The sequence below is a fragment of the Methylomonas sp. PHL2-19 genome (genome assembly GCF_059331595.1).
This window is the reverse complement of the sequence record NZ_CP196839.1, coordinates 3,058,551-3,079,832: the sequence shown is the minus strand read 5'-3', so window position 1 is coordinate 3,079,832 and position 21,282 is coordinate 3,058,551. Positions and strand designations below refer to the sequence as shown.

23 protein-coding genes and 1 tRNA gene are annotated in these 21,282 nt (G+C 51.3%); 3 read left to right on the top strand and 21 right to left on the bottom strand.

Annotated features, from left to right (window positions below; genetic code table 11):
• Positions 1-19: 19 nt before the first annotated feature.
• The 7 genes from ACR02O_RS14140 to ACR02O_RS14110 all read right to left on the bottom strand — a co-directional run bounded on the left by ACR02O_RS14140 (position 20) and on the right by ACR02O_RS14110 (position 3,215).
• A complete protein-coding gene (locus tag ACR02O_RS14140; protein WP_458137514.1) occupies positions 20-478 on the bottom strand; it encodes a hypothetical protein in 459 nt (152 codons plus the stop codon).
• 89 nt (positions 479-567) lie between these two features.
• Positions 568-1,173 (bottom strand): hypothetical protein, encoded by a 606-nt coding sequence (locus ACR02O_RS14135; RefSeq protein WP_458137513.1) that lies wholly within the window; start codon positions 1,171-1,173, stop codon positions 568-570.
• A 73-nt stretch (positions 1,174-1,246) separates the two neighbouring features.
• Positions 1,247-1,642: a hypothetical protein gene (locus ACR02O_RS14130; protein ID WP_458137512.1), complete on the bottom strand. Its 396-nt coding sequence runs from the start codon at positions 1,640-1,642 to the stop codon at positions 1,247-1,249.
• Positions 1,643-1,737: 95 nt separating this feature from the next.
• Positions 1,738-2,142 (bottom strand): hypothetical protein, encoded by a 405-nt coding sequence (locus tag ACR02O_RS14125; RefSeq protein ID WP_458137511.1) that lies wholly within the window; start codon positions 2,140-2,142, stop codon positions 1,738-1,740.
• An 84-nt stretch (positions 2,143-2,226) separates the two neighbouring features.
• A complete protein-coding gene (locus ACR02O_RS14120; protein ID WP_458137510.1) occupies positions 2,227-2,499 on the bottom strand; it encodes a hypothetical protein in 273 nt (90 codons plus the stop codon).
• A gap of 95 nt (positions 2,500-2,594) precedes the next feature.
• Positions 2,595-2,906: a hypothetical protein gene (locus tag ACR02O_RS14115; RefSeq protein WP_458137509.1), complete on the bottom strand. Its 312-nt coding sequence runs from the start codon at positions 2,904-2,906 to the stop codon at positions 2,595-2,597.
• Between the two features lie 84 nt (positions 2,907-2,990).
• Positions 2,991-3,215: a hypothetical protein gene (locus ACR02O_RS14110; RefSeq protein ID WP_458137508.1), complete on the bottom strand. Its 225-nt coding sequence runs from the start codon at positions 3,213-3,215 to the stop codon at positions 2,991-2,993.
• A gap of 73 nt (positions 3,216-3,288) precedes the next feature.
• Here ACR02O_RS14110 and ACR02O_RS14105 point away from each other — a divergent pair, with 73 nt between their 5' ends.
• Positions 3,289-4,038: an IS5 family transposase gene (locus ACR02O_RS14105; RefSeq protein ID WP_129871393.1), complete on the top strand. Its 750-nt coding sequence runs from the start codon at positions 3,289-3,291 to the stop codon at positions 4,036-4,038.
• A gap of 148 nt (positions 4,039-4,186) precedes the next feature.
• Here the strand turns inward: ACR02O_RS14105 and ACR02O_RS14100 are convergent, their stop codons facing one another.
• The 6 genes from ACR02O_RS14100 to ACR02O_RS14075 all read right to left on the bottom strand — a co-directional run bounded on the left by ACR02O_RS14100 (position 4,187) and on the right by ACR02O_RS14075 (position 7,239).
• Complete coding sequence (locus ACR02O_RS14100; protein ID WP_415878130.1) at positions 4,187-4,480, bottom strand: hypothetical protein; 294 nt, start codon at positions 4,478-4,480, stop codon at positions 4,187-4,189.
• A gap of 85 nt (positions 4,481-4,565) precedes the next feature.
• Complete coding sequence (locus tag ACR02O_RS14095) at positions 4,566-5,105, bottom strand: hypothetical protein (protein WP_494521879.1); 540 nt, start codon at positions 5,103-5,105, stop codon at positions 4,566-4,568.
• Between the two features lie 120 nt (positions 5,106-5,225).
• Positions 5,226-5,483: a hypothetical protein gene (locus ACR02O_RS14090; protein WP_458137506.1), complete on the bottom strand. Its 258-nt coding sequence runs from the start codon at positions 5,481-5,483 to the stop codon at positions 5,226-5,228.
• Positions 5,484-5,518: 35 nt separating this feature from the next.
• Complete coding sequence (locus tag ACR02O_RS14085; protein WP_494521878.1) at positions 5,519-6,001, bottom strand: hypothetical protein; 483 nt, start codon at positions 5,999-6,001, stop codon at positions 5,519-5,521.
• 296 nt (positions 6,002-6,297) lie between these two features.
• The gene (locus ACR02O_RS14080; RefSeq protein ID WP_458137503.1) at positions 6,298-7,137 is read right to left on the bottom strand and encodes a hypothetical protein; all 840 of its coding nucleotides are present in this window, start codon (positions 7,135-7,137) and stop codon (positions 6,298-6,300) included.
• Positions 7,138-7,140: 3 nt separating this feature from the next.
• Positions 7,141-7,239, bottom strand: a tRNA-OTHER gene (locus ACR02O_RS14075).
• Positions 7,240-7,430: 191 nt separating this feature from the next.
• Here ACR02O_RS14075 and ACR02O_RS14070 point away from each other — a divergent pair.
• Complete coding sequence (locus ACR02O_RS14070; protein WP_458137502.1) at positions 7,431-8,417, top strand: integron integrase; 987 nt, start codon at positions 7,431-7,433, stop codon at positions 8,415-8,417.
• A 258-nt stretch (positions 8,418-8,675) separates the two neighbouring features.
• On the opposite strand, the gene ACR02O_RS14065 is transcribed toward ACR02O_RS14070, so the two are convergent.
• From ACR02O_RS14065 to ACR02O_RS14035, 7 genes are all read right to left on the bottom strand, one after another.
• Complete coding sequence (locus tag ACR02O_RS14065) at positions 8,676-9,848, bottom strand: EAL domain-containing protein (protein ID WP_458137501.1); 1,173 nt, start codon at positions 9,846-9,848, stop codon at positions 8,676-8,678.
• A 19-nt stretch (positions 9,849-9,867) separates the two neighbouring features.
• Positions 9,868-12,546, bottom strand: coding sequence for a molybdopterin-dependent oxidoreductase (locus tag ACR02O_RS14060; RefSeq protein WP_494521877.1), 2,679 nt, complete (start codon positions 12,544-12,546; stop codon positions 9,868-9,870).
• A gap of 12 nt (positions 12,547-12,558) precedes the next feature.
• A complete protein-coding gene (locus ACR02O_RS14055; RefSeq protein WP_494521876.1) occupies positions 12,559-13,782 on the bottom strand; it encodes an NAD(P)/FAD-dependent oxidoreductase in 1,224 nt (407 codons plus the stop codon).
• 77 nt (positions 13,783-13,859) lie between these two features.
• Entirely contained in the window at positions 13,860-15,152 is a 1,293-nt protein-coding gene (locus ACR02O_RS14050) for an alginate export family protein (protein ID WP_494521875.1), read from the bottom strand.
• A 31-nt stretch (positions 15,153-15,183) separates the two neighbouring features.
• Positions 15,184-16,944, bottom strand: coding sequence for an ABC transporter ATP-binding protein (locus ACR02O_RS14045; RefSeq protein ID WP_494521874.1), 1,761 nt, complete (start codon positions 16,942-16,944; stop codon positions 15,184-15,186).
• A gap of 10 nt (positions 16,945-16,954) precedes the next feature.
• Positions 16,955-17,968 (bottom strand): ABC transporter permease, encoded by a 1,014-nt coding sequence (locus ACR02O_RS14040; protein ID WP_033156210.1) that lies wholly within the window; start codon positions 17,966-17,968, stop codon positions 16,955-16,957.
• Positions 17,969-18,059: 91 nt separating this feature from the next.
• Positions 18,060-19,454, bottom strand: coding sequence for a CmpA/NrtA family ABC transporter substrate-binding protein (locus tag ACR02O_RS14035; protein ID WP_494521873.1), 1,395 nt, complete (start codon positions 19,452-19,454; stop codon positions 18,060-18,062).
• Positions 19,455-20,075: 621 nt separating this feature from the next.
• On the opposite strand from ACR02O_RS14035, the gene ACR02O_RS14030 reads away from it, so the two are divergent.
• Positions 20,076-20,618, top strand: a complete 543-nt coding sequence (locus tag ACR02O_RS14030; protein WP_319960829.1) for a hypothetical protein — start codon at positions 20,076-20,078, stop codon at positions 20,616-20,618.
• Positions 20,619-20,944: 326 nt separating this feature from the next.
• Here the strand turns inward: ACR02O_RS14030 and ACR02O_RS14025 are convergent, their stop codons facing one another.
• On the bottom strand, positions 20,945-21,121 hold the full coding sequence (locus ACR02O_RS14025) for a hypothetical protein (RefSeq protein ID WP_171695365.1): 177 nt from the start codon (positions 21,119-21,121) through the stop codon (positions 20,945-20,947).
• Positions 21,122-21,282 lie beyond the last annotated feature (161 nt).

The window sequence follows — 21,282 nt, the reverse complement described above, 5'->3', positions numbered from 1 at the left end:
AGCGAGGCTGAGCGCCATGTTATGCAGCATTATCACCAACGGTCCAAAACATCTTTCCAGAATGCTGCCGGTCAACGAAGTAGTTGTGGTTCTTGCGTTCAATCGCATCTATAGCGGCCTTTGCATCGTCCACGGTTTTCGTGTCACTGTGGTTCAGCAGCGCCTGTAGATGAGGCAGCGCATCGTTCTTCAACGAATACGCAAGCAACATACAGGCGCGATAGCGCACGACTGTGGCCTTGTCTTTCGTGGCTTTGATCCCTAACTGAATTGCGTCGTCGTAGTCTCTCGCATAAGGTATGGCATGGAATACCAGTGAAACTCTGCCTTGCCATTTCTTCATTCTTGGGTAGAACTCTAGTAAGAATGGCAACACTCTAGGCCCAAGGGGCCTGAGTTGCTCCCATGCAGCCTCTTCTTCGCTCGTTTTGGTGGTCTCCAATTCCGCCACCAGACACCCTATTTGTGCGTCATCCATGTGTTGAGGCATAACGTAGAGCTAACCGGCGCTGCGCGGCTTTATCGCGCAGCGTCCAGCGACCGAAGGGAGCGAGGTTGAGCGCCGGGTTAGCTCTCACCGCCTGCCTCCCATAGGTAAATGTCGAAAACCCTCTCAAGAAACCAAGGTTGACGAGTCAGTTTTGACATCGTTTCTTCGTCCACGTGCCAAGCAGGAAGGAAGCCACGAATCTCAATAAGCCTTGAGGCAGCGGTCTTGATGTTGTCCCGATCCAGTCGATATTGTTCGCGCCATGACTTGCAGTATGCAGCGTAGTTTCGTTTGTCAAATGTGTGACCAAGCTCTTTAAGCGCACTAACAGCTCGCGAATCATAAATGATGTATGGCCTCTTGTGTTTAAGCCAGAATAGCTTGGATGCGGCTGACAGGTTAAATTGATTGAAATCGCGTTTGAAGCGACGTGCGAGCCTGTCCACCTTTTGCTCTGGCGTAAGGTCGCTTTCCAAATCAATTGACCCCAGCGCTTGTGAAACCATTTGAGCGCGGCCATCGTCTTTGAGGCCAGAAAAGTTTCTCGCTACTTGAAAATATCTCAGAGACTTTCGTATATCCGCAATGCTTGGTGTTCCCTTCATCTCGCGATGTAGGCTCTTCTCGCTCCGCTCCCATTGCAGAAGGAATCTAAGCGCACAGAACTCGAATGGCATATTCATAGAATGAACCTGAAAGGGCTAACGCAAAGCTAAGGGGCGCGCAGCGTAGCAGAGCGTCCCTTTGAGCGACGTGTTATGCATTGGTTTTCTGGCGAGGACCATGCGCCACACGGGCGACTGTAGAACCAATAATCGAGCAAGCAACAGCGAAAACAAGAACCAACACCAAGGTGGTAGCGACGATGGATGTTGTTACTTGATCTTCTGGGAGTGCACCGGGGCCGATTTGCCAAGAGATAAACCAGCCCAGTGTTGCATCAACTAGCTCCACTAGGACAGCAGCTCCGATGGCGCGAAAGAGTCCGCATCGGCGAAACGCGAAGTAGCCGACCAGGGTATAGATTACAAACGAGCCTATCGAAGCATATGCATATGGGAACCCCACTGCTAAGGCAGCAAACGAGGCAGTGGTGTCAAACACCAGAACAGCAATAACTCCTAGACCGATGATTCTCCAAAGCGGGCTCATGCTTCCTCCTACTTAAAATGCATAACGTTTGAAATCACCGGCGTTGCGCGGCTTCATCGCGCAGCGTCCGGTGGATTGATGGGTTAGCAGTCGGATCACCACCACTTGGGATACTCCCGAACTTTCTCTAGCATGACCGGTACTTCGCTGGGATACCCGGTGACCTCAAGAACAACTTTGCCGATACCTACGGTGTCAGTGGCTTGAACTCGGGTTGTGATTTCTTGATTACATCGTTCCACGGCAACAATTGGGTCCCCGCTCATATTGAGAAGAACGGCGGTACCCGTTTCTTGCCGGCACAGATTGCCCAGCTCTTCCTCAAACCTATTGAGGTCGGCATGCGAAAACCAACACTCTTTGATGGAAATGGTGGTCTGCTGAAATGGCATAGTGAATTTGGCTTCGACATCGAACGCAACAGAAGGAAATCTATCCTCGGACGCAACTGGATCAAGGCGCAGTTGAAGTTCTTGAGATGTGCTCAGGTCAAGTGTCATGACTGCTAACGTAGAGCTAACCGGCGCTGCGCGGCTTTATCGCGCAGCGTCCAGTGACCGAAGGGAGCGAGGTTGAGCGCCATGTTAGTCACTTGTCGGTCCCTTACCTTTGTGAGGCTTCTTGGACTTACGCTCGACGTTGTCCGCTTTGAGAAGTGCCTCGCACTCACCAGACGATGGAACGGTTCGATTCATTTCAATGGTATGCCAGCCACCACAGTTCGGATCTGGGCAACCACATACCGTAAAGCGCACCGGATGATTCGTCAGTCCTTCACGCTTTTGAATGGCATTCGTGCGCTCTTTGTCTTTGATGATATCTACGATGGCTGATCGGCCTAGAAATGGGCGTGACATAGTGGCTCCAGAAGATTTGTAGTGCCTAACATGCAGCTAAGGGGCGCGCAGAAGGCGCGTCCCAGCGACCGGAGGGAGCGAACTTGAGCGCAGGGTTAGCTGGCTGCATTATTGGGGAACCACTGTTTATGTGCATTGATGTCATTCTCGAACTCTGCGGCGACAAGTAGATCACGCCAGTCCACCTTCGCTAAACGCACCGCGTCGTGTAGTTTCGGGAGGCTCCCTGTGCTCAGCTTTAGAGCGGCGAAGCGAAATCTTTCAAGTTGAACTTCATCGAAGTTTTCAAGCATCGGAAGATTATTCCCGCATTCGTCCTGAAGCAGACGCGCCACATCGTCTCTTTGACTTGGGGCAAAGAGAGCATCAATGCGACGTTTTGTCTCAGCACTCAATCGTGAGTTCATGTCAGCTAACGTTGCGATAAACGGTGGTTTTTAAGTTGCACTTTTGCCATAAAATGGAGCGAAGCGGAATGGCAAAAGAGCAACTTAAAAATCCATCCGTTTGATTGCTTTGTTATGCATTTTTTTGGTTAGCAAGCGCTGAACTAAAAAAAATAGAATTGAGCTAAAAATAAAAGCTAAAAGAACATAGCTAAATATGTGCGGTGCATTTTCCATGCGCTGGGCTTCATGGAGGTAAGGGAAGGCCAATTTTTTGTAAGCGTATAAAAAAATGCCAAAATTGGTACAAACACTAGGGGCTGTTGCCATTTTGTCATAATCCCTTTGAAAATCGATTGGCGAGCCATATTGATTGAGTTTTCAATCAAACGATAACTAGCGAATGCCACGCCAACTGCTTACAGATACCCACTGGGAAAAGCTAAAAACGATTATGTTGAGTTTCAGCATTTACGACAAACCCGGTCTTCGGCAAACGGTCGAAGGGATTTTTTATCGCTTGCGTGTTGGCTGCCCTTGGCGAGACTTGCCCGTCGCTTTTGGCAAGTGGAATGCCGTGTACAAGCGCTTCAATGCCTGGTCACTGCAAGAAAAGCTGAGGGGTATCTTTCAAGCGCTAGTGATTGAGCCTGATTTGGAATGGCTATTTATTGATGGCAGCATTATTAAAGCCCATCAACACAGTAGCGGCGGCGCCCATGAAAATCCAACAGCCATCGGGAAATCGGTCGCAGGCAACACGACCAAAATCCATATGGCGGTTGATGCCGGTGGACTTCCCATCCAGTTCTCGATTACGGGGGGCGAAGTACATGACTGCAAAGAAGCGCCGGAATTTGTGGCCAAGCTCCCCCAGGCGGGCTACATGATTGCAGACAAAGGGTATGACAGCGAGCCGTTACGGATTCAAATTCGAGACCAAGGCACAGTCCCCATCATCCCAAGAAAACAAAATTCAATAGTCGGGAATGAGGAAATGGACTGGTGTCTCTATAAATATCGCCACCTCGTTGAAAACGTATTTGCGCGACTGAAACATTTTAGAGCTATTGCCACCCGATATGACAAACTAAAACGCAATTTTGAAGGTGCTATCGCCCTGGCTTGTGCATTCATATGGTTACCGATGTGAAACGGCAACAGCCCCTAATAATTAGGTGATGCATAACGTGGAGGTCACCGGCGGAGCGCCGCAGGCGCGGAGTCCGTGTGAACCGCAGGGTTAGAGCGCATGGCCCACCACCAGTAAGTGGGGGCGGGAAAGCCAACGTTAGAGCATGTCACTGCGAGACCTCCGGGCGATAAGACCAGCATTTAGCCAGAACTCGCAGAACGTCGCCGGACTGAAGTTCGACCTCGAATTGACCCTGCTTCGGCTCGCGAACAGCATTGATCGAGGATGACGGCCCCCACGGCTCTTGCTTCGGAAATTCCAGGGCGGTGAATCCTTCGAACACCAACAAGTGCGAAGTTGTCCCCACGGGATGAATTCGCAGATCGCAACGGTCTGCTTCCCAGCTGATATAGATCGCGGCAAGGACCGCGTCATGGACTGGGAGGGCTTCGAATTTCATTGATGCGCTCTAACGACAAGCTCACCCGACGAAAACCACGTAGCGGTTTTTGGTCGGGTGGAGCGCCGGGTTGTGCAGTTTGTCATTAAATTTCTTGAAACTGTTTCTGAATATTTTTCAGATTATTAAGATGCTCTTTTTTCTTTGAAACACTGTTATTAAAAAGATCGGCCTTCTCGTGGTTGCCCTCCAATTTTTCAAGGAGAGCATCCATTCTAGCTACCTCCGAGGCATGATATTGCTGTTGTGCCTGGAGAATGATTGCTCGGTTTGCTATCTGTTGTTGCTGAAGCTGATCAAGCATAGTTTGTGAGCGCTTAAGTTGCTCACTATTAATTTTCTCCTGATGTATCAGCTGAGCTCGCAAAGCATTTGCTTGGTCATTCTGGGCCTCAGTGGATGCCCGAAGCTCTTTTCCTTGTAAGAGGACTGCAACCAACGCAAGAACTACTGCAAGCGCGGAGAATAGCCCGTTGAGAATGCCGATAGAATCACCAAACTCTGCGGTTGTTTTCGGGAGGGCAAGCTTCAGCCAAGAAATGTGGACTTGACCAAACAAGACGTATGACAATAAAAGCCACGACCCGAGTAACAAAAGGCTTAAAACAAGAACTACAAGTTTCATTTACACCCACACTCCTTTCTTTGGGCCCAACGCTCCACATAACTGGAAAAATAAAGTGGAGCGAGCGATAGCGAACGTAGCTTTATTTTTTCCATGTTGATGTGGTTGTTATAAGGCAATTTACAAATTTGCAGCAATTACTAATAGTCCAAATGCTGATATTAAAAACACAGTGAAAACAAGCCACTCTTTGGCGTTCACTTGGTGTAGTTGTATGTTTTCTGTGAATTCCTTGTTTTCAGATTCAAGCCGCTGACCGTGTTTTTTGATTAAAAATCTGAATCCAAATATCCAAACGGAAAAAGCTACTACAAGCGCCGCCAGTTTATGCGGTAGAAGTTTATTTATTACTTTGATTAGAACTTGTATCCCATCCATATATCTTCAGGCGCTGCTTTATAACGGATAACCATTCAGTGGCTGGGGCCGTACCCCAGCAGACTTCGAATCCACGAGATGACGCGACGCGGCCCCGGTCCACTGCAATGGTGGGTTATTTGGCCAGCGATCAGCCGCACCCGGACGACTCGTTCGCGCACCAATTGTTCAACCGTTTCGCGCTCTGATTCCGTCGCCCAAGCTTCGTTGATGTCGTCGTGGAAGCCGAACACCGGTTCACCGCGATGTTTGATCTCGAAAGTGTTCGTAGATCGGATATTTCGGTTGGTACACCATTGCTTGAGCAACCACGGCAGATCGCTGTCGCTGTACCGCTTCCGATCAACGCGAACCTCCACCTCCGTCGGATGCGATTCCAAGAGCCGCCGCACGACGGCTGAGGGTTGTTTCGTGGTGATCCAGAAACCGTTCATGGCTAAATAACGCTGAGCTAAGGGGCGCGCAGCGAAGCGGAGCGTCCCTTTGAGCGCCGGGTTATGTTGTTTACTGTGATTCACGATATCTCCGGTTAGCTTCTCGGATCAGGCTGACGATGCAATAAACGAACAAGCCCAAAAAATAATTGCGAGTGCTAATGCACCGAATGCCCAAACCCCAGCTCGCTCAGGTGGCCAACGCTCGGGTTCCGCAGCACTTAGCCACGGGTAGAAAATAAAGCTCACACCTGCGTAACCAGCAGCTAGTAACGAAAGAAATAACCCAAGCCATGTGAATAATTTTCTGCGCTTGGTCATGATGCAACATAACGTTAAATTAAGGGGCGCGCTTCAGCGCGTCCCGCTTGAATGCTGGGTTAGCCAACATCTGCGTTCCTGTGAATACAAACACAATTCTTGAGGATGTCGTCTCTTGGCTCATCAAAGCCAAATTCATTCATGAACCAATTGCGAAGAAATCTGAAGCGCTGTTCCTCGGTCAAGCCTAGATACTTTGCTGCAAATCCCGTAGGCTGGTCTTTGTTGTTCAACGCATCCTGAATGGCTTCTTTACAGAATTCGATGGCATCAAAGGTGTTCAATATTTTCTCGTCTAACTCCTGCACAAAGTGATCTGCCGCATTTATGAGTGAAGCAGTTTCCTTGAACGTTAGCGATGCTCCCTTTTCAGCCTTTTCTGCCAACTGGCTGACATCTAATCCTCTGTAGATTTCAGCAATCTCAGTGCTCTTATTTGATAGTGTTTTTCTGCTCTCAGCGCGAAGCTTGTTATCTGCCAGTTCGTGAAATACGTTATTGCGCCAAGTTATCAGCACATCAATTAGTGCTTGAGTGGTCTCTGTAATCTTGTAGTGGTCAGAATAAATAATCATCTTTTTCAGTACTGATCGCCCTGCGCCATCGAGTTTGTTAGATAGCGATGAGTTTTGAAGATAATTTGGGTTTCGGTTGAGAAGGCCTAAATACATATCAATGGAATCTACAGCCCAACCCAAGAATGACTGGAGGACAAAGTTCCGGCTACGTATAACTGAGGCATTTTTATCCTTTGGACTCCATGCAGTGTGAAGTTCAGCGGGCGCCTCAACTACGTGGCTCTTTTCTAAGGTATGGAGTGCGACAAGGGAAGTTATCAGGTGATGGTTGGCCTGACCAAAATGTTTTTTGAACTGAATTCGGGCTAGTGTTTTTTTCATATTTGGTGCACCAAGCAAGATTCGAACTTGCGTCTTTCCCTCTGAGGAAGGCCACGCGGCCCTAATGAAGGGGAACGTCTTAACCCATGAGACGACTGGTGCATATGTTGGCTAACTATTGATTATCAGGCAAATCTGCCTGATAAGTTAATATTGCCGGTCTTTTCAGGCGTTTTTGCCCTGATAACTCCCGAACCGGGCAAATGTGCCTTTATAATCTGATATTAGCCATAAATTCAGGCAAATTTGCCTATATAATATATTTTCGCCTGACTATAGCTGTTAACACTTTTATGTCAAGTTCAAAATCGCCGACCTTGCTGGAAGATGTTCGCCGCGTCATGCGGCTCAAGCATTATTCGCTGCATACCGAACGTACGTATTCCGAGTGGATCAAGCAGTTCGTGAAGTTTCATCAACTGGATGAGCGAGCTGGGCTGTTTGAAAACAGCGAGGCCAAGATAGAAGCGTTTTTAAGCTATCTGGCGACAGAGCACAAGGTGGCATCGGCCACCCAAAATCAGGCGATGAATGCATTGGTGTTTTTATACAAACAGGTGCTGAATATGCCGGTGCCCCAGCGCATCGAGGCTATCCGTTCCAAAACCAGTCGCCATGTGCCGGTGGTGTTGACGATAGACGAGGTCAAGCAGGTTTTGCCGCGCGTGGAAGGCGTGGCGCAGTTGGTGGTCAAGCTTTTATACGGCAGTGGTTTGCGGATTACCGAGGCTGTCCGGTTGCGGGTGCAGGATGTCGAATTCGGCTATAAGCAGATTACCGTACGTTCCGGCAAAGGCGACAAGGATAGGGTCACCACGTTTTCTGCAAGCCTGATGCCTTTATTACAAAATCATTTGGAAAAGGTCAAGGCGATTCACGAACAGGATTTGGCTGATGGTTTCGGCGCGGTGTATTTGCCTTATGCCTTGGCTAAAAAGTATCCCAATGCCGAGCGAGAGTGGGGCTGGCAATATGTGTTTCCAACACGTTCCTTATCGGTCGATCCCTTGTCCGGCGAGACTCGACGCCATCATATCGATCAATCGTTGGTGAATAAGGCTATCAAGGCTGCGGTTCGGCAAGCCGGTATTGCCAAACGGGTTTCCGCGCACACCTTTCGGCATTCTTTTGCCACACATCTGTTGCAACGTGGTACGGATATTCGAACCATTCAGGCGTTACTGGGGCATAGTGAGCTGGAAACGACGATGATTTATACCCATGTTTTGAATCAGGGTGGGCAGGGCGTCATCAGTCCGCTGGATGATTTGGCTATTTGATTGGTCAGTGTGACGATTTAGGAGAAAACTTGAACACTATTTTCGATTTAGCCGAGCGCTGCTTGTTCGGAGAGGAGAATAGGGTCAGATCTTGCAATCATGCAACTATGAAAGACCTTGGTATATTTTAAGACCTGTCCCATTGGATTCAAAAAATTGGGAAGTTCTAAATCAGTTCAAAGCCACGCCAGTAATGGCGTTGAAAAAACGCCTGTGGGACTTTCGCGGTTTGTTTGAATGTACCCGATGTAAGGTAAATCAATCGCCCGCCACGGTATCCACCAACAAAATCCGCTCGCTATCCAGGCGTAAAGACAGGGTTTTACACAGCAAGCTGGTTTCAAAATCCATGTAGCGCTCGGAAGTGACGATGCGGTTGCGGTCGCCGCAGTTTTCCAAGGCCAGTAATTGAAAGAAATAGGGACGCCAGGACCAGTTAAAACCGATCTTGCGTGGATCGGTAAACCATTGGTTTTCTTTGAAATTGAAATCCGGCGAAACCTGGTCGCCGTGGTTGTTGCACAAATAAAACCGTATCACGCCGCTATCGGTAAAGTTCCAGCTGACCAGTTCATTCAAGTTAAAGTCGTCCTGCAAGGTTTCGGCCAGCTTGTAAATTAGGGTCTTGGTGGTGTTAATGGCGCTGACTTTCTTTTGCACCTTAACCAGTGTGTTTTTCAAAAATTTGGTGCGCAATGAGGCGATGTGTTGTTCGTAAAGCCCGGCATGCTGAAAATCGGCTTCGGCTTTGGCAAACAAAAACCCCTGCATGAATTGCGCGCCGCAGTTCAAACTAAATAAAAACGCTTCGTCCGATTCCACGCCTTCACAAATAATCCGGCAGCCGGTGCGTTTACCCAGCCGCGAAATCATATGAATGATGTCGCCGGCGATGCCGCCCTTGGTGGCCAGTTTGAACAGCCGCATGTCGATTTTGATGATGTCGGGTTGAATGGCGATCACCCGTTCCAGCTGCGAGGCGCCGGCGCCGAAATCGCCGATAGCCACACTCAAGCCGTGTTTGCGGTAGCGCTGCACGATTTGTTTTAACTTCTGCGGATCGACATGCGCATTGGAAATTTCCACGATGATGCGCCGCCGGTCGATATTCAACTCGTCCAACATCCGTAACGTGGGCAGCGTGTTTAATTGGCGCAGATTTTCTATCCAGGCCGCGGAAATATTCAGCGCCAGATAGCTTTGCGTATCGGCCAAGGCCGAGAACTTTTCCAGGGCTTGCCAGCGCACCTGCCTGTCCAGCTCGATGCGGGTTTTGGCATCGACCTCGGCGGAAGAGAACAGGGCACCGGCGGACACCACTTTGCCTTTGTCGTCGTATTGGCGGGCCAGGGCTTCGTAGCCGATGATTTTGCCGCTGGCCACCGAAATAATGGGTTGGAAATACGGAAATAACTGTGTTTTAGCTGGCATCGTCCCTTGGGCTATCAATTTAACTGGGTTTGGGTAAAAACTCCTTCAACTCCGCGACGCAGGAACCGCAACCGCTACCGGCGCTCAAACAGGCGCTGATGTCGGCGACGCTTTGCAGTTGCTGGGTTTGCACCGCGTGTCGGATGGTTTTTTCGCCCACATTGAAACACGAACAGACGATTCGGCCAATATCGGCTTCACCTTTTGGCGGCAGTCCGCTCAGCAAGCTCAGGCGCTCGGCTCGGCTCAACTCATTTTTAGCGAATAAACTGCCCAGCCAGCCAGGCTCGGGCAGCTCGCAATCCGGTCCGACGAACAAACAGGCTTGTAATTCGCGATCCGGTAAATAAGCGGTACGGTAATAGCCGGCTTGATGGTCGCTGTATTCCAGCCAGCAGCTATCATCATCGATATGTCTTGTGTCAGCGAGCAGCGCGCGGCTCCAGGCCCGCCAGTCCTCGCCGGGTTTGGTAGACGCTAACTCGTAACGAAAATAGCGGTCGCCGCGCACACTGACTTGATACTCGGCCCCGCCAATTTGTAAGGGACGGCGCGACAAAATAGTGGCATACCAACGTGCCGGCCAGGCATGGATTGTGGCCGGTGTTTGCTTGCTTTCCGGTTGCCCGGAATAGGGATCGATCACCGGATTGACCACGGCACCCATGCGGCCGTGGCTGCTGAGTTGTTCGGTCCAGTGCATAGGTACGAACAGACTGCCGATTTGTTGCCCCGGATTGAGATCGACGCGGGCCAGCATACTGCCCCACCGGCTTTGGATCTGCGCCAGACTGCGCGCGCTTAAGCCGAGGCGTTCAGCGTCGGCGGGGTTTATCTCGACGAAAGGTTCCGGGCGGTGCGCGTTTAATTTGGCGGCCAGACTGGTGCGGGTCATCGTGTGCCATTGGTCGCGCAGGCGGCCGGTATTCAGCGTAAACGGATAATCGCTATCCGGCGCGTTAACAGGCGGACGCGGGGTAATCGGGATGAAGCGGGCTTTACGATTGCTTGTGTAGTACTGGCCGTCAGTAAACATTCTGGCTATGCCTGCGGTTTGCTCGTTGGTGACCGGCCATTGCACTGGTTGCAGCGCGTCATAACCTTGCCCGTCCAAGTGGACAAAGGCCGATAAATTAAAATCGCGTAACTGATGCTCGTCATCGTTTTCGAAGGCCGACAGCGCTGCGTGTTCGCGAAAAATGTCGGCGCTGGATTGGTAATTAAACGCATCGCTAAACCCCATGCGCTGAGCGACTTGGCTGATGATCCACCAGTCGTGTTTGGCTTCGCCGGAGGCCGGAAACAAGGGCCGTTGCCGAGAGATGCGCCGCTCCAGATTGGTGACGGTGCCGTCTTTCTCGCTCCAGCCGGTGGCCGGCAGCAGCACATGAGCCAACTCGGCGGTATCGGTGTTGGCGATGCAATCGGATACCACCACCAATTCGCATTGTTGCAAGGCACGTTTCACTTTGTCGGCGTCCGGCATCGACACCACCGGATTGGTCGCCATAATCCATACGGCCTTGATTTGACCAGCGGCAATGGCGTCGAACATCGCTACGGCCTTCAAACCTTGTTTGTCGGCGACTTTGTCACTGCCCCAAAAGCGGCCGACTCTATCGACGTGTTCCGGGTTTTCCAGGTCCATATGCGCAGCCAAGGTGTTTGCCAAGCCGCCCACTTCGCGGCCGCCCATCGCGTTAGGTTGACCAGTGAAGGAAAACGGCCCCATGCCTGGCTTGCCGATGCGGCCAGTGGCGAGGTGGCAGTTGATGATGGCATTGCATTTATCCGAACCGGAGCTGGACTGGTTGATGCCCTGCGAATAAACCGTGACGGTTTTCTCGGTGCCGGCAAACCAGTCGAACAGTGTGGCGACTGCTTCGCTAGGCAAGCCACAGCCTGCGGCGACCTGCTCGATACTGCCGGCGGTTTTCACAGCTTCTTGCAATGCGGCGTCGAAACCTTCGGTATGTCTATCGATATAAGTCTGATCGATCCGGCCGTTTTGCGCTAAATAAGCCAAAATGCCGTTGAACAATAGCGCATCCATGCCCGGTTTAACGGGCAGATGCAAATCGGCGATGTCGCAACTGGCCGTGCTGCGCGGATCGATCACCACAATCTTTAAATTTGGGTTGTTTTCCTTAGCCTTGCGAATGCGTTGAAAGGCAATCGGGTGGCACCAGGCGGCATTGGAGCCCATCAGTAAAATCAACTCGGCCAGTTCCAGGTCTTCGTAATTGCAAGGCACGGTATCGGCGCCAAACGCGCGTTTGTAGCCCACTACCGCCGAAGACATGCACAAACGGGAGTTGGTATCGATATTGGCGGTGCCGATGAAGCCTTTCATCAATTTGTTGGCGACGTAGTAATCCTCGGTCAGCAATTGGCCTGAGACATAAAACGCCACCGCTTCGGGGCCGTGCTGCGCAATAATGGTGTTAAAGCGTTCTGCGACATGATCTAAAGCTGACGCCCAATCGACTTGTTTCCCTTGAATGCTGGGATAAAGCAGGCGGTTTTCCAGCGACACGGTATCGCCCAGCGTCGCGCCTTTGGAGCAAAGTCTGCCGAAATTGGCTGGGTGCTTACTGTCGCCTTTGATGCTGACCCGGTGTGTCGCGTGGTCTTCTATCGTGGCTTCGATGCCGCAGCCGACGCCGCAATAAGGACAAGTGGTTTTGATGGTGTTCATGGGTAAAGGAATTTAAGCCGCGCGCGCGAGCGGGATTCTGCCGAACATCAAGCGGTCGCGGATCGCGGCAATCGGCGTGCTTTCTTTAACCAAATTCAGATACCAGGCACTGTCGCTGGTGTCGCCGTACAAAATAACGCCGACGACGACGTCGACGCGCAGGACAATTTTTTTATAGATGCCCAGGCCGTGGTCAATCAACTGCAAAATCTGGCATTCGCTGTCGCCTTCGAAATCGCCCACCGAGAATAAATCGATGCCGGTGACTTTCAACATCGTCGCGGACGATAAGGTTTTAAATTGGCTGTCGACTTTACCCGCCAGTTGTTGCGCGCAGACTTTGGCCTGTTCGTAGACCGGCGCGACCAAACCGAACAGTTCGCCCCGATACTGCACGCATTCGCCGACCGAGAATATCGCCGGGTCGCTAGTCTGCATGCCGTCGTCGACTACGATGCCGTGCTGACACGCCAGACCGATGCGTTTAGCCAGACTGATATTGGGCTTAATGCCGGTGGACATAATCAGCATGTCGGCCGGTAATACGCTGCCGTTACTCAAAGTCACCGCGCTGATATGCCCGTCCTGACTGTCTATGCGTTGGATGGTGGTACCCAGATGAAACTGAATGCCTTTATCCGCCAATTGCCGTTGTAAAAACGCCGCAGCTTTACCATCCAATTGCCGGTTCAACAAATGGCCGGCACGGTTGATGACGCTGACTTGCATACCGCGTTGCAATAAGCCGTTGGCGGCTTCCAGACCCAGTAAACCACCGCCCAGAATGACCGCATGTCGTTTGCTGGCGGATTTTTTGATCATGGTTTCCACGTCGGCGATGTCTCTAAAGCCCAATACGCCTTCGACGTCGCGGCCCGGTATGTCCAGCATCAGCGGCAAGGAACCGGTGGCGATCAACAGTTTGTCGTAAAACGCGCAGGTGCCGTCGTGGGCGATGACACAGCGGCGTTCGCGATCAACATCGACAACCGCTTTGTCCGGTCCGCAATACAAGGTCACGCGGTTTTTTAGATACCAATCGAAATCGTGAATCATGATGTCGGCAACGCTTTTGGCGCCGAACAACACAGGTGTCAGCATGATGCGATTGTAGTTGCCGTGCGGCTCGGCGCCGAACACGGTAATGTCGTAGCGATCCGGTACGGTTTGAATCAATTCGTCAACGGTGCGCATGCCGGCCATGCCATTGCCTATCACTACCAATTTGAGTTTCATGATGTTGTCGGTACTATTTGCGAAGATCGGTGGGAAATTGGACGCAAACTGTGCAAAACAGTTTGCGCCGCTGCTGCCTAGAAGCTGACGTTGCCTTGCATCCAAATCACTTGGGTGTCCGGGAACGCCGGGTTATCGCTGTTAAAGTTCGCGTACTTGGCTAACAGCGAGTAATGTTTGCCAAACTTTTTCAGGGCCTGAAAATCCCATTCCTTACCGTATTCAATTTTGCCGGTATCGTCTTTAAAGTCGTGATAGACGCCGGTAATGATCAAGCTGTCGTTCATTGCTTTGTAGCTGGCGGTGGCGAAGACGTCGCGGATACCATTAGCAGGCGTGGTTAGAAATAAATCGGCCCAACCCTGGAAAGCGTGATTGGTGCCCAACGGGGTTTGAAAAGTCCTGCCGGCTCCGTAGCCATTTAGCTGCTCCACGGCACCTGACACGGTCAGATTGTAAGCACTGGCCCCCGCCATCAGATTGAAGCGGTCGGCCTGATAGTGGTTGGGGTTGTCGCCGTAGTCCGATTGTTTGCTCCATTCGGCCGTGTAGATGGCATTGACAGTGTCAAAAAACTGCGGCGATTTGCCGTCGAAGCGCAAGCCGTAGGTTTGCGAGGAGTTAGCGTAGTTAGCGCGTTCGCGGTAATCCAGCCAGTATCCGTAACCGATCAGGTTGCCCCAGTCATTAATCTTGTAATTCAGGTTTAAAAACGGCGCGTTTATCGAATGCGTTTCGCCGAATATGTTTTGGATGTGGTCGATATAGCCGACGTTTGCCGTCAATCCGAACAAGGTCTGATTATTGTGTGTGATCAGAATCGAGTCATAGGTCATTTCCATCTGCCGCCAGCCGACGTTACCGATGAAGCGGTCGTCGTCCAATTTGATGCGTTGCCGGCCGACTTTGATCAGGGTGTCGGCGATGCCTTTGTAACTGATCCAGAATTGATTCAGCTCGTTACGGGCAGGATCGGCAATGACGGCATAGTTGCGGTCACGGTTCGAGGTTGTACCGCCGCGGTCGTAGTCGGCTTGCGCCGCGTAGAGGCCTTCGTATTCCGCGTAACCTTGGAAATCGTGAAAAACCGGCGTCAGGAAACCCAGCCGCAGGCGCACCGTATTGGCGTTGGCGGTTTCCACCGGCTGGCCGCCCATATTGGCGGGTTTACGAACAGAGTTGTCTTTATCGACATTCTCCCAGCGGTAATTCAAATCCATTTTTACCGCGCCGTTACTGCCGTAATGGTAGAAATTCAAGGCGTCTTCCACCTCTTTGGTAATGTCGGCGGCGGCCGGTAGGCTGAAGAAGGTGAGTGATAATAGTGTCGCCGGTAACTTGCCGGTTGGACGTTTGAGTGTTTGCGGCATAAGGCCCCCTAGGAAAACAAGCGGTTATAAATTAATGGGTGTGATCGCATTCGGACAGGAAGGTCAGCAAGCTCTCCCGGTACTTGTAGTAATCCGGATGCTCCAGCAGGGCCTTGCGAGTACGCGGCCGAGGCAGGTCGATTTCTTGAATTTTGCCGATTTTGGCGTGCGGGCCGTTGGTCATCATCACCACTCTGTCAGCCAATAGAATGGCTTCGTCGACGTCGTGGGTCACGACGATCGCGGTGACGTGGGTGCGTTCCCAGACTTCCATCAATACTTCCTGCAATTCCCAACGGGTCAACGAATCCAGCATACCGAACGGTTCGTCCAGTAGCAGTAATTTTGGCGACAAGGCAAAGGCGCGGGCAATACCGACGCGCTGGCGCATGCCGTTGGACATGTCCCCGGCTTTTTTAAACATCGCATCGGCCAGACCGACCCGGGTCAGGTAGTATTCGACGATGTCCTCGCGTTCGTCTTGCGAGGCATGTGGGTAGACTTTATCCACGCCCAGCATCACGTTTTCGAAGGCGGTCAGCCAGGGAAACAGGCTAGGAGCCTGAAACACCACGCCGCGATCCGGACCTGCGCCGCTGATTTCCCGGTTATCCAAAATAATGCCGCCTTCGGAAATTTCGTTCAGGCCGGCGGTCATCGACAAAACCGTGGATTTACCGCAACCGGAGTGGCCGATAATGGAAATGAATTCGCCTTTCTTCATTTTTAGATCGAAGCCGTCCACCACTTTCACGGTACTGTTGCCGTCCGGGGTAGGGTAGATTTTGGACAGATTCGAGAATTCCAGATAGCGGGCCTTGCCCAGATCGCGGGCGCTGGGTTTCAGCGCCGAGGTATCCAGCTTCCAGTCGTTACTGGTATTGGGGCGGACATCCGGCAGTTTGAGCTTGTCGCCAGCGTCGGCTTGGGCTTTTTCCATGCCGATATTCATCAAATAGCGGGTGATTTCCGCGCGCAGGCGTTTGAATTCATCGTTATGGTTTAAAGCGGTGCGGTCGCGCGGCCGCTCCAGGTTGACCGTAAAGGACGGGCCAAAGCTGGCATCCGGGCCGGGATTGAGTGGAATGACCCGGTCGGCCATGTAAATGGCTTCATCGACGTCGTTGGTAATCAAGATGACAGTCTTTTTATCCTGTTCCCAAATTTGCAGAATTTCGTCTTGCAAGTTGCCGCGGGTCAGCGCATCCAGGGCGCTGAGCGGTTCGTCCAGCAGCAAAATATCCGGGTTGGCGGCCAGCGCCCGGGCCACGTTAACACGCTGGCGCATACCGCCTGACAACTCGGCGGGTTTTTTGTCCATCGCCCGGCCGAGGTTCACCATTTTGACGTACTTCTCGGTATGCGCGCGGCGTTGTTCCGGCGTCCAGTCCTTGAAGATCGCATCCACCGCCAGCGCCACGTTTTCATAAACGGTTAGCCAGGGCATCAAGGAATAGTTTTGAAACACCACGCCGCGATCCGGGCCGGGTTCGGTGATGGGCTGGCCTTGTTTCAATAGTTCGCCGCTGTCGGCATGGATTAAACCGGCAATCATCGATACCAAGGTCGTTTTGCCGCTGCCGGAAAAACCGACAATGGCGATAAACTCACCTTCGCGAATATCCAGATTAATGTCTCTGAGGATGGAGGTTTTGTCTTTGCCTTCTCCGTAAGATTTACAGACATTTTTTAACTCTACTAGCGGCTTATACTCATCGTTGGCGGGAACGGAAGACATAGCGGATTGTTTGTGCATGGAAAGTTCGATGATTTTGGCTTGGGCGGCGCTCATGACGGTATCCTCAGATTTTTTGGAACGAGAACAGGTTTTGTAACGAGTGCATTACCCGGTCGAGAATGAAGCCGATAATACCGATGGTAAATACCGCCACCATGATTCTGCTCAAAGAATTGGAACTGCCGTTTTGGAATTCGTCCCAGACGAATTTGCCCAATCCTGGGTTTTGCGCCAGCATCTCGGCAGCGATCAACACCATCCAACCCACGCCCAAGGATAGGCGCATCCCGGTAAAGATATAAGGCAATGCCGATGGCAGAATGATGCGTTTGATTTGCGTGGCCCAATCCAGTCTTAACACTTTGCCGACGTTGACCAAGTCGCGGTCTATCGATGACACACCCACGGCGGTGTTGATCAGCGTTGGCCATAAAGAGCATAAAGTCACGGTGATGGCCGAGGTGACGAAGGATTTGGCGAACCAGGAATCGTCGTCAGTGACATAGATGGCGCTCACCACCAAGGTGACGATGGGCAACCAGGCCAGCGGCGATACCGGTTTGAAGATTTGAATCAACGGGTTAAACGCAGTATTCAACACCGGACTCATGCCGCAGATGATACCTAGAGGCACGGCAATCAGCGTGGCGATGATAAAGCCGGCGAATACGGTGCGCAGGCTGGTAAATATTTGGTCCAGATAAGTCGGTTTGCCGGTGTAGGGGCGGGGCTTGATTTCCGCTTTGGGGTCTTCGGCCAACTTTTCTTTATTCCGCAATTCCTGGCGTTCGTAAAACTCGGCCATTTTGGTTTTTTCCGCATAGTGTTCAGTCACCAAACCGCTGACTTCCGACCAGACTGCGACCGGGCCGGGAATGGCGCCCAAGCTGGTGTTGATGCGTGCGGCAGTGACGCTCCAAAATCCTAAAAACAAGATGAAAGCGATGATGGGCACGCCCATGACCAGCCATAACTGGCGCATTTGTTGGGCAGGATTTTCACCGGCGGCGATTTTGACCAAGGGTACGAACCAAGTCAGGCCGGTGATGTTAAAGAATTTGATCAATGTATTAGTCATGTCTTTGCTCGCTTGTCTTAATGGTGTCGGTAAAAAGGATGCGTCCATGCATCAACATACGATCCTTGTGTAGAGCACCCACCAGAGTTTCTTAGTCGACAATCTTGCCGCCGGAGACGGTTTGTTTGCCTTTCAAGCCAATCGGAAATTTGGCTAGATAATCGTTAGGTTTGTTGGCATCGAACGGAATTTTGTCGATGAAAAAGTTTTGTGAAGGCTTGATGCCGGTGTCGGCCGGAAAATCTTCCGCTTTGGCTTTACCCTCGGCCACCAATTCTTTCGCCGCAGCCAAATATATATCGGGGCGATAAACTTTTTTCGCGGTGTCGAGATACCAGTTATCCGGTTTTTGCTCGGCGATCATGCCCCAGCGCCGTAATTGCGTCAGGTACCAAACCGCGCTGCTGTAAGACGGATAGCTGGCGCCGTGACGGAAGAAGGTGTTGAAGTCGGGCAGGGAGCGTTTGTCGCCTTTTTCGTATTCAAAGGTGCCGTTCATGCTGGCCGCCAGTACTTCAACGTCGGCGCCCACATATTGTTTTTGCGACAACATTTCAATCGCTTCCTTACGGTTTTTGTTGCTTTCGACATCCAGCCAGATCGAAGCGCGGATCAAGGCTTTAGTGACTGCCAGATAGGTGTTGGGATATTTCTCGGCCCAAGAGCTGGTCACGCCGAACACTTTTTCCGGAGTGTCTTTCCACAATTCCTCGTCGGTGATCACCGGCACACCGATGCCTTTAAATACCGCTTGCTGGTTCCACGGCTCGCCGACGCAATAGCCGAAGATGGTGCCGGATTCCAGCGTCGCCGGCATTTGCGGCGGCGGCGTGACCGACAACAAAGCATCGGCGCTGATCTGGCCGGAAATGTCTTGCGGTGGCGCATAGTAGCCAGGATTAATGCCGCCAGCCGCCAGCCAATAGCGCAGTTTCAGGTTGTGGGAACCGGCCGGAAAAGTCATCGCCATATTGAATGGCTTTCCTTCGGCTTTATATTTGTCCACTACCGGTTTCAGATAATCAGCCTTAATCGGATGCACCGGTTTGCCGCCCTCCATTGGCACATTGGCTTTCATTTGTTTCCAGATGTCGTTGGATACTGTGATGGCATTGCCGTTGAAGCCCATGCTGAAGGCAGTCACGATGTCGGCCTTGGTGCCGAAGCCGATGCTGGCCGCTAACGGTGCCGGCGCCAGCATGTGCGAACCGTCCAGCTCGCCGTTCACAACCCGGTCCATCACCACTTTCCAATTGGCTTGTGCTTCCAGTTGCACAAACAGGCCTTCCTCTTCAAAAAAACCTTTTTCCGCAGCCACCGCCAGCGGGGCCATGTCGGTCAATTTGATAAAACCGAACTTCAAATCTTCTTTTTCCAGTTTCCCGGCGGCGAAGCTGTGGTTGGAAAAGCCTAATATGCCCAGCGCAACCACCGAGCTGAAAGCGGCGGCAAGTGTCTTCGGGGTGAAAATGCGGTTCTGTTTCATGTCGGTTCCTGTCAATTGAGAAAAACGGGCCAAAAAAAAGGCGTCTATGCCCGACTTGTTTGCAAGCCTGACAGTAGACGCCTTTGTCTTTAGTGCTCAACAGTGAGCGGGGTTTGGGTTTACCACTCCTACACTGGAGTATTGCTGCTTACTAAGCAATGCTGATGCCAGTTTAATGACTCTTGTGATAACTATATGTAAAAAACCATTATAAACAGTGTGTTACACCTATTTTTGGTGAGTCTGTTTTTAGAGAAATTTGCGGGTGCATCTTGGCATGCAGAAAAATCATGCACTCTATTGATTCGGAAGTGCTTTTTTTGCACATGCGTGGTGCGCACCGGAATGGGGAGGCTCGCCGAGACATGCGGAAGAATTAGCGGTATTGCTAAGGTCGCGGGTCTGCGATGTAGGATTGGCCGGGCCGATATGAGCTTCCCGGTGGCTGGATAGGCATTTTGCCAGGTGTAAACCTGCCGGATAATGGCAATATTTCATTTAGGTGCACGAGCGAAGCAAATTGATACAATTCGTAGCAATGATGCTCGCCGTCTATGAAACAGAATAGGATGCAGCGAGTTTTAGGTAGACGAGTCAATCGAATTTAAGCTGGGGCGGATTATGAAATACATCGTAAAACAAATTGCCGATGACTTTATCTTTGAAGAAATGGAGCAGGCCAGGAAGCAGTTTGTCGAGGCGCTGAATTACACCATGGAAAGCGCTACGATATTTTTCGATAAAAATCCTACCAATCCGCTGGATTTTTTTATTGCCTACGATTTTCAGCAAAAGCACGGCGACCCGGTGGTGTATGGGTTTAATTTGCGGGATGAAATGATCCGAATTTTTAGTTTGGACGACAACAAAACCCATTCATCTCAATCAGCCCTGGCAATCAGCCAACAGCTAAAAAAACTGGCTGAGGAACTTGAAGAGCGTTACGACCCGGAACCGACCAAGACCATCGCCGAAACCCAAGAGAAAAAAGACAGACAATATGCCAGCAGCATCAATCGGTCTTACCGCGATGTACTCAGAGAAGCGCTAGAACACGACCGAGCCGAGCAATTGCGGAAAGCCGAGGCTGAGACTGCAGCGGCAGACGACGGCTATCAAAGGCATACGATTTTACTGGGCAGTAAGAGTGCGGCTAAATCCTAAGCCCGGTCCGTAAATATCGTCGCTCCCGCGCAGTCCGACATTCACGTGACAGCGCTTAGCTGCCACATCACACTGCTAAGCCAATTTCCGGCTGACAAGACCAAAACGGTATTTTGAAAACGCCAGACAAACTCACTGCGGATGCATTGATTAGAGAGGGACCCGCAGCAGGGTTAATGCCACTATTGAAACGTGTTTAAGCAACTGCTTTGCGCTTTGGAGTACCCAATACCCCATCAAACCAGAGAGGAACAGCCAATCCGCTGACTGTGCGTGGACTTGTCCTCACCGGTTCGAGTGTTGTGTTTGGCTAGTATGCTCTGCATTTACACCGACAACATCCAGCCGTTTGCATAAAAAATCTCAAACTCCCGGAACAGCACGAAGAATCTGCCGAATTTGATTTTGCCTGTCCCGGCTTCATTCAGATCGGCGACGGTGCCGTCGCCATACCAGTTACTGTGGATGACATCGCCGATTTGTATTTTTTCGTAGGTTTTCATGACGCGCCCCTGGTTATTTAATGACAAGCAGTACGCAGCATAAAAAATGCCAAAACTATCGAATTAAACGGGGTTTGGGGTAGCGGGCGGCCAAGCCTTGCAGGCTGCGGCCTGAGTGCGGAGAGCTTGATAGGGCCTGATACAGAAAAGCCGGTTTCCGA

Bases quoted from the DNA above. Each gene is read 5' to 3' on its own strand.
- ACR02O_RS14040 (WP_033156210.1), bottom strand. From the start codon at position 17,968: ATGACTAATACATTGATCAAATTCTTTAACATCACCGGCCTGACTTGG.
- ACR02O_RS14025 (WP_171695365.1), bottom strand. From the start codon at position 21,121: ATGAAAACCTACGAAAAAATACAAATCGGCGATGTCATCCACAGTAAC.
- ACR02O_RS14050 (WP_494521875.1), bottom strand. From the start codon at position 15,152: ATGCCGCAAACACTCAAACGTCCAACCGGCAAGTTACCGGCGACACTA.
- ACR02O_RS14105 (WP_129871393.1), top strand. From the start codon at position 3,289: ATGCCACGCCAACTGCTTACAGATACCCACTGGGAAAAGCTAAAAACG.
- ACR02O_RS14120 (WP_458137510.1), bottom strand. From the start codon at position 2,499: ATGTCACGCCCATTTCTAGGCCGATCAGCCATCGTAGATATCATCAAA.
- ACR02O_RS14090 (WP_458137506.1), bottom strand. From the start codon at position 5,483: ATGGATGGGATACAAGTTCTAATCAAAGTAATAAATAAACTTCTACCG.
- ACR02O_RS14110 (WP_458137508.1), bottom strand. From the start codon at position 3,215: ATGGCAACAGCCCCTAGTGTTTGTACCAATTTTGGCATTTTTTTATAC.
- ACR02O_RS14035 (WP_494521873.1), bottom strand. From the start codon at position 19,454: ATGAAACAGAACCGCATTTTCACCCCGAAGACACTTGCCGCCGCTTTC.
- ACR02O_RS14055 (WP_494521876.1), bottom strand. From the start codon at position 13,782: ATGAAACTCAAATTGGTAGTGATAGGCAATGGCATGGCCGGCATGCGC.
- ACR02O_RS14140 (WP_458137514.1), bottom strand. From the start codon at position 478: ATGGATGACGCACAAATAGGGTGTCTGGTGGCGGAATTGGAGACCACC.
- ACR02O_RS14115 (WP_458137509.1), bottom strand. From the start codon at position 2,906: ATGAACTCACGATTGAGTGCTGAGACAAAACGTCGCATTGATGCTCTC.
- ACR02O_RS14065 (WP_458137501.1), bottom strand. From the start codon at position 9,848: ATGCCAGCTAAAACACAGTTATTTCCGTATTTCCAACCCATTATTTCG.
- ACR02O_RS14100 (WP_415878130.1), bottom strand. From the start codon at position 4,480: ATGAAATTCGAAGCCCTCCCAGTCCATGACGCGGTCCTTGCCGCGATC.
- ACR02O_RS14080 (WP_458137503.1), bottom strand. From the start codon at position 7,137: ATGAAAAAAACACTAGCCCGAATTCAGTTCAAAAAACATTTTGGTCAG.
- ACR02O_RS14125 (WP_458137511.1), bottom strand. From the start codon at position 2,142: ATGACACTTGACCTGAGCACATCTCAAGAACTTCAACTGCGCCTTGAT.
- ACR02O_RS14045 (WP_494521874.1), bottom strand. From the start codon at position 16,944: ATGAGCGCCGCCCAAGCCAAAATCATCGAACTTTCCATGCACAAACAA.
- ACR02O_RS14135 (WP_458137513.1), bottom strand. From the start codon at position 1,173: ATGAATATGCCATTCGAGTTCTGTGCGCTTAGATTCCTTCTGCAATGG.
- ACR02O_RS14070 (WP_458137502.1), top strand. From the start codon at position 7,431: ATGTCAAGTTCAAAATCGCCGACCTTGCTGGAAGATGTTCGCCGCGTC.
- ACR02O_RS14095 (WP_494521879.1), bottom strand. From the start codon at position 5,105: ATGAAACTTGTAGTTCTTGTTTTAAGCCTTTTGTTACTCGGGTCGTGG.
- ACR02O_RS14130 (WP_458137512.1), bottom strand. From the start codon at position 1,642: ATGAGCCCGCTTTGGAGAATCATCGGTCTAGGAGTTATTGCTGTTCTG.
- ACR02O_RS14030 (WP_319960829.1), top strand. From the start codon at position 20,076: ATGAAATACATCGTAAAACAAATTGCCGATGACTTTATCTTTGAAGAA.
- ACR02O_RS14060 (WP_494521877.1), bottom strand. From the start codon at position 12,546: ATGAACACCATCAAAACCACTTGTCCTTATTGCGGCGTCGGCTGCGGC.